At 73.2% G+C, this 9,916-nt stretch carries 9 protein-coding genes and 1 pseudogene; 5 read left to right on the top strand and 5 right to left on the bottom strand.

Going from position 1 to position 9,916, the window contains the following annotated elements; translation table 11 throughout:
- The 3 genes and pseudogenes from CGE01nite_RS04775 to sucC form a co-directional block, all read right to left on the bottom strand.
- Positions 1 to 293, bottom strand: a pseudogene (locus CGE01nite_RS04775) (DUF6350 family protein); the annotation flags it as partial.
- Between the two features lie 169 nt (positions 294 to 462).
- Entirely contained in the window at positions 463 to 1,353 is an 891-nt protein-coding gene (gene sucD / locus CGE01nite_RS04770; RefSeq protein WP_141369275.1) for a succinate--CoA ligase subunit alpha, read from the bottom strand.
- A gap of 23 nt (positions 1,354 to 1,376) precedes the next feature.
- The gene (gene sucC, locus CGE01nite_RS04765; protein WP_048343553.1) at positions 1,377 to 2,552 is read right to left on the bottom strand and encodes an ADP-forming succinate--CoA ligase subunit beta; all 1,176 of its coding nucleotides are present in this window, start codon (positions 2,550 to 2,552) and stop codon (positions 1,377 to 1,379) included.
- Positions 2,553 to 2,828: 276 nt separating this feature from the next.
- Between sucC and CGE01nite_RS16910 the strand changes: the two genes are divergently transcribed.
- From CGE01nite_RS16910 to CGE01nite_RS04755, 3 genes are read left to right on the top strand one after another with little or no spacing between them, the layout of a single operon-like run.
- Positions 2,829 to 3,617 (top strand): hypothetical protein, encoded by a 789-nt coding sequence (locus tag CGE01nite_RS16910; protein WP_170210894.1) that lies wholly within the window; start codon positions 2,829 to 2,831, stop codon positions 3,615 to 3,617.
- The gene (locus CGE01nite_RS16905) at positions 3,614 to 3,919 is read left to right on the top strand and encodes a type VII secretion target (RefSeq protein WP_048343551.1); all 306 of its coding nucleotides are present in this window, start codon (positions 3,614 to 3,616) and stop codon (positions 3,917 to 3,919) included. Before CGE01nite_RS16910 ends, CGE01nite_RS16905 begins: the two co-directional genes overlap by 4 nt.
- A gap of 33 nt (positions 3,920 to 3,952) precedes the next feature.
- Positions 3,953 to 4,759 (top strand): hypothetical protein, encoded by an 807-nt coding sequence (locus CGE01nite_RS04755; protein WP_141369273.1) that lies wholly within the window; start codon positions 3,953 to 3,955, stop codon positions 4,757 to 4,759.
- Positions 4,760 to 4,855: 96 nt separating this feature from the next.
- Here the strand turns inward: CGE01nite_RS04755 and CGE01nite_RS04750 are convergent, their stop codons facing one another.
- Entirely contained in the window at positions 4,856 to 6,952 is a 2,097-nt protein-coding gene (locus CGE01nite_RS04750) for an ABC transporter ATP-binding protein (RefSeq protein ID WP_141369294.1), read from the bottom strand.
- 113 nt (positions 6,953 to 7,065) lie between these two features.
- Here CGE01nite_RS04750 and CGE01nite_RS04745 point away from each other — a divergent pair, with 113 nt between their 5' ends.
- Together CGE01nite_RS04745 and CGE01nite_RS04740 are read left to right on the top strand one after the other, a co-directional pair.
- Positions 7,066 to 7,293, top strand: coding sequence for a helix-turn-helix domain-containing protein (locus CGE01nite_RS04745; protein ID WP_048343550.1), 228 nt, complete (start codon positions 7,066 to 7,068; stop codon positions 7,291 to 7,293).
- Complete coding sequence (locus CGE01nite_RS04740) at positions 7,293 to 7,814, top strand: Clp protease N-terminal domain-containing protein (RefSeq protein ID WP_048343549.1); 522 nt, start codon at positions 7,293 to 7,295, stop codon at positions 7,812 to 7,814. The genes CGE01nite_RS04745 and CGE01nite_RS04740 overlap by 1 nt, the downstream gene beginning before the upstream one ends.
- A 3-nt stretch (positions 7,815 to 7,817) precedes the next feature.
- Here CGE01nite_RS04740 and CGE01nite_RS04735 read toward each other — a convergent pair whose 3' ends face one another.
- Positions 7,818 to 9,848: an acyltransferase family protein gene (locus CGE01nite_RS04735; protein WP_141369271.1), complete on the bottom strand. Its 2,031-nt coding sequence runs from the start codon at positions 9,846 to 9,848 to the stop codon at positions 7,818 to 7,820.
- Between the last annotated feature and the right edge of the window lie 68 nt (positions 9,849 to 9,916).

Below are 9,916 nucleotides of genomic sequence, written 5' to 3'. Positions count from 1 at the left end.
CCCGCGAGCCACAGGCTCGTGCCGACGACGACCGAGCGGAACCACTCGACGCCCTCGTTCGCGGGGTCGGCCGACGTCGCGACGTAGGCCGCGACCGCTGGGAGCACGACGACGAGCAGCGAGAGCAGGGCGCCCTGGAGCGCGGCGAGCGCGCCCGCGACCCAGCGCGGCGATCCGTCGAGCGCGCTCACGAAGAAGGCCGACGACCGCCCGTTGCGTCCCGAGGCTCGGCGCCCGGGGGCGCCGCCACGGCGCGCCTCGGTGCCGTCACGCTCACCCGTCAGGACACTCACCGGCCCATCGTCGCCGCACCGGCGTCCCGAACCACGCACGCCGCCCGGCGCGTCCCGACATCCGCGGCATGCTCACCACCGTGCCCCGCCCCCTCGCCGGACCCCGGCAGGAGACGACGAACGCGCCGCCCGGGTGGGACCCGGTGCGGCGCGCTCGTCGATGACTGGTTCAGGCCGAGAGGAGCTCGCGGGCCAGCGCGGCGGTCTCCGAGGGCGTCTTGCCCACCCTGACGCCGGCGGCCTCGAGGGCCTCCTTCTTCGCCTGCGCGGTGCCCGACGAGCCCGACACGATCGCGCCCGCGTGGCCCATGGTCTTGCCCTCGGGAGCGGTGAAGCCCGCGACGTAGCCGACGACCGGCTTGGTCACGTGCGCCTTGATGTACTCCGCCGCACGCTCCTCGGCGTCACCGCCGATCTCGCCGATCATCACGATGACGTCCGTGTCAGGGTCCGCCTCGAACGCCGCGAGCGCGTCGATGTGCGTGGTCCCGATGATCGGGTCACCGCCGATGCCGACCGCGGAGGAGAACCCGAAGTCCCGCAGCTCGTACATCATCTGGTACGTCAGCGTGCCCGACTTCGAGACCAGGCCGACGCGCCCGGGGCCCGTGATGTCCGCCGGGATGATGCCGACGTTGGACTTCCCGGGACTGATCAGGCCGGGGCAGTTGGGGCCGATGAGGCGCACGCCCTTGTCCTGCGCGTAGGCGAAGAACTCGGCAGTGTCCGCGACGGGGACGCCCTCGGTGATGATGACGACGAGCGGGACGCCCGCGTCGACCGCCTCGACGACCGCGCCCTTGGTGTGGGCCGGCGGCACGAAGATGACGGACACGTCGGCGCCGGTCTGCGCGACCGCGTCGGCCACGGAGCCGAAGACGGGCACGTCGACCGTGCCCTCGCCCTGCGGGAACGAGACGCTCGTGCCGGCCTTGCGCGGGTTCACGCCGCCGACGACGTTCGTGCCCGACGCGAGCATGCGCGTCGTGTGCTTGGTGCCCTCGGAGCCGGTCATGCCCTGGACGATGACCTTGCTGGCCTCGGTGAGGAAGATCGCCATGTCAGTTGTTCTCTCTCGTCGTCTCAGGCGTTCGCGAGCTCGGCGGCCTTGTCCGCTCCGCCGTCCATCGTGTCGGCGAGCGTGACCAGCGGGTGGTTGGCGGCCGCAAGGATCTGGCGGCCCTCGAGGACGTTGTTGCCGTCGAGCCGCACGACGAGGGGCTTGCTCGCCTCGTCGCCGAGGATCTCGAGCGCAGCGACGATGCCGTTGGCGACCGCGTCGCACGCCGTGATGCCGCCGAAGACGTTGACGAACACCGACTTGACCTGCGGGTCGGTCAGGATGATGTCCAGACCCGCGGCCATGACCTCGGCCGAGGCGCCGCCGCCGATGTCGAGGAAGTTGGCCGGCTTGACGCCGCCGTGCTTCTCGCCCGCGTAGGCGACCACGTCGAGCGTGCTCATGACGAGCCCGGCACCGTTGCCGATGATGCCGACCTCGCCGTCGAGCTTGACGTAGTTGAGGTCCTTCTCCTTGGCGCGCGCCTCGAGCGGGTCGGCCGCGGCCGCGTCCTCGAGCTCGAGGTGGTCGGCGTGCCGGAAGTCCGCGTTGGCGTCGAGCGTGACCTTGCCGTCGAGCGCGACGACCTCGCCGTCCTCGGTCAGCACCAGCGGGTTGACCTCGACGAGCGTCGCGTCCTCGTCGCGGTACACGACCCACAGCTTCTGCAGGACGTCAGCCACCTTGCCGGCGATCGCGGCGTCGAACCCGGCCGCGGCGACGATCTCGTCGGCCTTCGCCTGGTCGATGCCCACGCGCGGGTCGACGGCGACCTTGGCGAGCGCCTCGGGACGCTCCACGGCGAGCTGCTCGATCTCCATGCCGCCCTCGACCGAGCACATCGCGAGGTAGCGGCGCTCGGCACGGTCCAGCAGGAGGGAGAAGTAGAACTCGCTCGCGATCTTCGCGCCCGCGGCGATCATCACGCGGTGCACGGTGTGCCCCTTGATGTCCATGCCGAGGATCTGGCCCGCCTGCTCGGCGGCCTCGTCGGCCGAACGCGCGAGCTTGACGCCGCCCGCCTTGCCGCGACCACCGGTCTTGACCTGCGCCTTCACGACGACGACGCCCGGAGCGCCGTCGAGCAGCGTCTGCGCCGCGGCGCGCGCCTCGTCCGGGGTGGTGGCGACGATGCCGCCCAGCACCGGTACGCCGTGCTTCTCGAAGATGTCCCGTGCCTGGTACTCGAACAGGTCCACTGTGGTCCCAGTTCCTCTCGTCGGCCGCGCTGCGGCGGCCCCGGTGCGGCCGTGTGCTCCGGATCGATGCTAGCCGTCCGCCCGAGATCTCTTCACATCGAGAGATGTGGATCTCTTCACATCGAGAGACCCGGCCTGGTGACCCCTCGACGTCCACAAGTCCGTGAGAAGACCTGCGGGACGTCCGGATTGGGCTCTAGTGTCCGGTTCGGACGTTCGCGGGACAACCGCGAGGCAAGCGCAGGGGCGCACGACGACGGAGCAGGGAGGCCACAGATGTCCGACCAGGACGGCGCGACACCCGTAGGCACGGGCGGCGCAGGCGGCGAGTGGCGGCAGGGCGGTCAGCAGGCGTACGACCTGGGTGCGACGGTGCACCGGGTGCGCGCGGAGCTGCCGCAGGAGACGACCGTGTGGGACGCCGAGCGTCTCGCTGCGGTCAGCCTCGACGGCAACGGCACGCCGACGCGCGTGCTCGTCGGCGCGGGGTGGGACACGCGGTGCACACCGGAGGCGCTGGCGCGGGCGGTCGTCGACGCCGGACGGGCGGCGGCCCTCGCGCTCGACGAGCAGGCACGCGCGGCGCTCGCCGACCAGGCCGCGGCGCGGCGCGCGCGCTGGGCCGAGGCGCGGCCGTCGGCGACTCCTCCCCCGCAGCCCGTGGCGCACGCGAGCGACCCGCGTCCGCTCGACGAGCTCGCGGAGATCGCGATCACGTCCCTCGCCGCGGTCTCGCACCAGACGGCGTCCGACGCCGGGGCCACGCTCGGGCTGGGGCGCGCGCTCGACGGCGAGGTCGAGGTGCGCGTCGGGCGCGGCGGGATCGTCGACGTCGGCCTGAGCGGTCACCGGGTTGCGAAGGCGAGCGCGAGCGCGCTGTCCGCGCTCCTGACCGACGCCGTCCAGGACGCCGGCCAGGACCTCGCGCGGCGCGTGGACCAGGAGGCACCCGCCGTGCCCGACGAGCTGCTCGCCGAGGTGCTGACGCATCTGCGCTCGATGACGGCCGACCCGCTCAGCCCGAGCGGCGTCGGACGGGTCGCGGCCTCGCGCGAGCGCTCGTGAGCGACGCCGAGGTCGACGTCGTCCTGCAGGCGCTGCGGCACGAGGCGGGGACCTGGGACGAGCAGGGCGAGGTCCTGGCAGCGGTCGCCGCCACGGTCGAGTCGATGCAGCTGAGCGCGTTGCAGGCCGGGGTGTTCGTGGTGATGCGGGACGCCTACAGCGACGCCGTCGAGCACGTCGCCTCGCGCTGCCGCGAGGGCAGCGCGGAGATGACCGAGATCGCCGCGGCGCTGCGCGCCAACGCCACCGCGTACGAGCGACGCGACGAGGAGGTGTCCTCGCACGTCGGCGGCGCCTACTGAGCACCCGTCCGCCCACCGACCGAGGAGCCTGCGATGTCGTTCCCGACCATGCCCTTCCCGACCATGCCCATCCCGACCACGCCGCACGGGAGCCCGGCCCAGCCGGTCCAGTTCAACCCCTCCACCTACGAGACGACCGTCGACGGGCTGCGGTCCGGGATGCGCGCGCTGACCGAGCAGCTCGCCCGGGTGCCGGGTGCCGTCGACGACGCGACCGCGCACTGGTGGTTCCCCGACCAGCTCGCCGCGGGCCTGCGATGGTGCACCGACCGGCTGCTCGAGCTCGGTCGCGAGCTGCTCGACAGGCTCGGCGAGCTCCTCGAGGGCGCGGCCGCACCCGTGCTGTTCTTCGTCCGAGCGCACGACTGGATGACGCGGGTCGGCTCGCCCGTGTCGGGGGTCGCCGCGTCGGTCCACCCGAACGCGTTGCGGGCGCCGCTGCGCTGGACCGGCGAGGCCGCGACGACGTACCGCGGCGCGGTCGCCGGCCAGTCCCCGGCTGCGGCACAGATCCAGGCGGTCTCCGGCACGGTCACGGCCTCCCTCGGCGCGTGCGCAGTCGCCGGCCTGGCGTTCTACGTCGCCCTGAGCCTGATCCTCACCAAGTTCCTCGTCGCGACGATCGCGACCGTCGCGGCGATCGGGTCGGTCGTGCTGTCGTGGGCGGGGCTGCTGCTGATCGTCGAGGAGGCCGCCGTGAACACGGGCATGGTCATGTCGGCGGTCGGCGCGCTCGTCGCGACCCAGGGCGCCGCCGCCCTGGCGCTCGTCAACGTGACCGGCGCGAGCAGGTCGCAGACCGCTCTGCCGCACGGGCGCTGGCCGGTGGGCACCGCCTGACGCGCGAGCGTCCCCTGGTCTCGTCGGGGACGCACCCGTGCGCGGCCCCGTCGGGGCGAGGGCGGGTGCGGCCTCGTCGGGGCGAAGGCCGGTGCCTCAGCGGGTCTCGTCGGGGCCGAACCCGTCGGGTCGCGGCTCGGGCCCGGCGGAACCGGCGACGAGCGGCGGTGCCGCGACGAACCCGTCGGCGAACGGACCCACGAGAGCACCCTCGGCGGGCGCGAGGACCGCGGGGGCCGTGGAGTCGGCCGGCCCGTCCGTGGGGGCACGGTCGGCGCGGCGCTCGGGGTGGTCGGCGGGCGGCTCGGCGCGTTCTTCCTCGAGGATCCTCGACGACGCGAGCTGCTGGGCCGCGAGCTCGGCGTACAGCCCGCCCGCGGCGGCGAGCTCGGCGTGCGTGCCGGACTCGACGATCCGGCCGGCCTCGACCACGTGGATCGTGTCCGCCGCGATCACGGTCGACAGGCGGTGCGCGATCGAGAGCGTCGTCCGACCGCGGGCCGCGGTGTCGAGCGCCTCCTGGACCACGCGCTCGGAGACCGTGTCGAGAGCCGAGGTCGCCTCGTCCAGCAGCAGCACGGCCGGGTCCTTGAGCAGCACCCGCGCGATGGCGATGCGCTGCTTCTCACCGCCGGACAGCCGGTACCCGCGCTCGCCCACCACGGTGTCGTACCCGTCGGCGAAGCCGCTGATGACGTGGTGGATGTTCGCGGCGCGGCACGCCTCGACGATCTCGTCGTCGGTCGCGTCAGGCTTGGCGTACGTGAGGTTCTCGCGGATCGTCGCGTGGAACAGGTACGTCTCCTGCGAGACGATCCCGACGTTGTCGATCACCGACTCCTGCGTGAGCCGCCGGACGTCCTCCCCGGCGAACAGCACCTGCCCACCCGACACCTCGTACAGGCGCGGCGCGAGGTAGAGCACGGTCGTCTTGCCCGCACCGGACGGCCCGACGAACGCGACGTGCTGACCGGGCTCGGCGGTGAAGCTGATGCCACGCAGCGTGGGGCGCGCGTCGGGTGCGGAGTCGGGGTAGCGGAACACGACGTCGCGGAACTCCACGCGCCCGAGCGGCCCGGGTGCGCGCGAGACCGGGATCGCGTCCGGCGCGTCCTCGATCACCGGCTGCAGGTCGAGGTACTCGAAGATCCGCGCGAACAGGGCGCGCGAGGTCTGCACGTCGAGCGCGACGCGCATGAGGCCGATGAGCGGACCGAGCAGGCGCGCTTGCACGGTCGTGAACGCGACGACCGTGCCCGCGGTGATGGTGCCGCCGTCGGGCCGTTGCATGAGCCACCCGGAGACGAGGTAGACGACCGCGGGCACGCTCGCCATGAGGACCTGCACGACCGCGAAGAAGCCCTGCCCGCTCATCGCGCGCCGCACCTGGAGCCGCACCTGGTTGTCGTTCTCGGCGCGGTACCGCGCCGACTCCGCGCCCTGCCGGTTGAACGACTTCGAGAGCAGCACGCCGCTCACGCTGAGCGTCTCCTGGGTGATGGACGTGAGCTCGGACAGCGACTCCTGCGTCTGGGCGGCGATCCGCGCGCGCGCCTGCCCGACGCGCCGCTGCACGGCGACCAGCCCCGGCATGAGCACGACGGCCACGAGCGTCAGGCGCCAGTCGATGAGCAGCATCGCGACGAGCGAGGCGACCACGGTGACGGCGTTGCCGAGGATCGTCGTGACGGTGTTGGTGAGCACGCCCGCCACGCCGCCCACGTCGTTCTGCAGCCGTGACTGGATCACTCCGGTCTTGGTGCGGGTGAAGAAGCCGAGCTCCATGGCCTGCAGGTGCTCGAAGAGCCGGACGCGCAGGTCGCCGGTGACACGGTTGCCGACGGTCGAGGTCAGCCACGTCTGGATCACCCCGAGGCCCGCGGCCACCAGGAACAGCGCGACCATGAGCACCACGAGCCCGACGAGGAGGTCGAGGTGCGGGCCGCCGCCGTCGGGCGGGAACAGCGCGTCGTCGAAGATCCGCTGGACGACGAGCGGCGGCACCACGGCGATCGCGGCCGAGGCCACGACGATCACGCCGGTCACGGCGATGCGCCGCAGGTACGGCCGGAACAGGGCGACGACCCGCCGACCGAGGTTCGCCACGGGTGGCGCCTGCGCGTTCAGCCGGCGCTGGGCCGACTCGTCGAGGGGGCGCCCCATGCCGCCGCCGCGGTGCCCCGGACCACCCATGCTCATGCCGCCACGGTAGGGCGGCGCGGGTCGGGACGCCGCACAGACCGCGACCACGAACGCTCGTCAACCCTGGTTGACACGCGCCGCCGTGTCAATCTAGATTGACACGCATGACGGGCACGGACACGCTCCTCACCGCCGCCGGCGCGGCCGAACCGGCCGAGGGTCTGCGCGCCGTGCGTTCGCTGCGGACGCTCGCCGACCGCCTCGAAGCACTCCAGGTCGAGCGCGCGCGGCGCCAGGGCTGGTCCTGGCAGCAGATCGCCGACTGCCTGGGTGTCACCCGGCAGGCGGTCCACAAGAAGTACGGGAAGACCACGGGAAGGGTGGTGCCCTGATGTTCGAACGCTTCACGCAGGATGCCCGCGACGCCGTCACCCGGGCGCGCGACGAGGCCGGCGCGCTGGGTGCCGAGCGCATCGGGTCCGAGCACGTGCTGCTGGCCGCAGTACGCGTCGACGGCGTCGCGCAGCAGGCGCTGACAGGTCTGGGGATCGGCGCGGACGCCCTCGCCCAGGCCGTCCGCGCCCGCCACGGGCTCGACGACGACGCCCTGGCCTCCATCGGCGTCGACCTCGGCGCGGTCCGTGCCCAGGTCGAGGCGACCTTCGGCGAGGGCGCGCTCGACGCCGCGCACCGCACGGCTCCGCGCGCACTCACCCCCGACGCCAAGAAGCTCCTCGAGCTCGCCCTGCGCGAGGCGATCCGCACCGAGCGGCGACGCATCGACACCGGGCACCTGCTGCTCGCCGCGGTCCGCGCGCCGGAGTCCGCGGCACGCGCCACGCTCAGCTCGCTCGGGCTGTCCGACGACGCCGTGCGTGACGCCGTCGGTGTCGCCTGGGCACGCGCCGCCTGAGCGTCACGACGCGAGCGTCGTCAGCTCCTCGCGCAGCAGGTCGGCGTAGGCGACCACGCCCTTCATGTTCGGGTGGGTGCGGTCGGCGTGCAGCAGGCCGGAGTGCTTGCTGATGTAGCGGTGCCAGTCGACGACGTGCACGTTGGGCCGGTCCTTGACCCGCTCGACGAGCGCGGCGTTGGCGTCCTCGACCCAGTAGCTGATGCCGACGACGGTGTAGATGATCACCTGCCGGTCCGGGCCGATGATGTCGAGCGTCTCGTCGAGCGCCTCGATCGAGCCGTCGAACTTGAACCCGCCGTTCGTCCCGAAGTCGAGCAGGACGATCGGCCGCAGCTTCCCGGCCTCGGCCGCCGCGCCGACCAGCGCGGGCACGTCGACCCACTTGCGGATCGGCTTGGCGTCGATGGCGATCTTCGGGAACACGTCGTACAGCGTCGGGGCCGCGGCCGAGAGCACCGAGTCGCCGAAGCCGATCACGTCGGCCCCGTCGATCACCGCGGAGCCCGGCGGCGTGGCGGTGCCCGTCGGCTCGGTGGTCGGCTCCTTGCTCGGCGTCCCGGTGGGACCGGCGGTCGGGGCCTGCGTCGCACCGGCCGTGGGCTTGCCCTTCGAGGTGTCGCGGTCCTGGTCGTCCGCGCCACGCGCCTCGCGGTCGGCGATCTCCTGCAGCGCGGCCTCGATCGCGCGCTGCGTGGACGAGGTCGTCGGCGCGGTCGCGACCGACACAGTCGCACCGACGACGAGCACCGCCGCAGCGACCGCAGCCACGCGTGCCACAGGACGAGGACCTCGGAGGGCGGCGAGAACCTGCCGCGACACGGCACGGAACCCGTCGCGCCGCACGGGCGTCTCGACGAACCGGTGGCTGAGCGCGGCCAGCACGAATGTGACCGGGAGGGCGATCAGCGGGGTGCGCCACCACAACGGGGAGCCGGGTGCGTCGCCCAGCGCGGCGCTGACCACGAGGATCACGGGCCAGTGCCACAGGTACAGCCCGTACGAGCGCTCCCCCACCCACTCCGCGGGCCGCAGCTCGAGCGCGCGGATGAGCCCCGCGGGCCGCTCCTGCGCGCACGCGACGACGAGCGCGAGCGCCGCGAGGGAGCCCACCACGATGCCGCCGCGGTAGGTCCAGACGTCGTCGGCGGCCATCGTGGCCCCGAGCCCCACCAGCACGACGAGCGCGGCGTACGGCAGCGTCCGCGCCCAGGCGGTGTCGGGCAGGAGCCGCAGGTGCCCGCTCGCCGCGATCGCGACCGCCGCACCCATCAGCAGCCCGAACAGGTGGGTGCCGGTGCCGTAGTAGACGTTCGTCGGGTCGTCACCGGGCGTGTACGCCGCCGCCATGGCGATCGCGCTGGCGACCGCCCCTGCCGCGACGACGAACGCCATCGCCCGCGCCCCGGAGCGCAGCCGCAGCCCGGCGGCGACCAGCACGAGCCCCAGGAGCACGAGCGGCCAGAGCAGGTAGAACTGCTCCTCGATCGCGAGCGACCAGAAGGGCTGGAACAGCTCGGGCGCGGTCGCGTCGAAGTAGCTCGTGCCTGCGGCGATCTCGAGCCAGTTCGTCGAGAACGTCAGCGCGCCGAGCCACTGCCTGCCGATCCCCACGAGCAGGTCGGTCTCGACCAGGCGCGCGGCGACCGTGCCGACGAGCAGCACCGACACCAGCGCAGGCAGGAGCCGACGCGCACGTCGCTTCCAGAAGTCCGGCATGTCGAGCCGGCCGGTACGGCTCATCTGCCGCAGCAGCAGCGTGGTGATGAGGAACCCGCTGACCACGAAGAACACGTCCACGCCGAGGAAGCCGCCCGGCACCGCCTCGGGCCACAGGTGATAGGCGATCACCGCGAGGACGGCGATCGCGCGGAGCCCGTCGAGCCCCCGGATCCGACCGTCGCCGCCGCGCGTCCGGTGCTCAGCGGCGGCGTCAGCGCTCGTGCGTGCGTGCTCCCCGGCCGCTCCCGCGGCCGGACGCGTGACCGTCTCGGTCCGAGGCCCAGAGGCCGGGGGCGGGGACGTGGTCGTCACGGGCACTCCTCACACGCAGAGCTCATGGGACGAGGCTAGATCGGCACTGAAGGGGCGAGGGATGGACA

The organism is Cellulomonas gelida, assembly GCF_006538725.1.
Taxonomy (GTDB): domain Bacteria; phylum Actinomycetota; class Actinomycetes; order Actinomycetales; family Cellulomonadaceae; genus Cellulomonas; species Cellulomonas gelida.
Note: the sequence above shows the minus strand (reverse complement) of the source record. Positions and strands in the feature narration are given on the sequence as shown.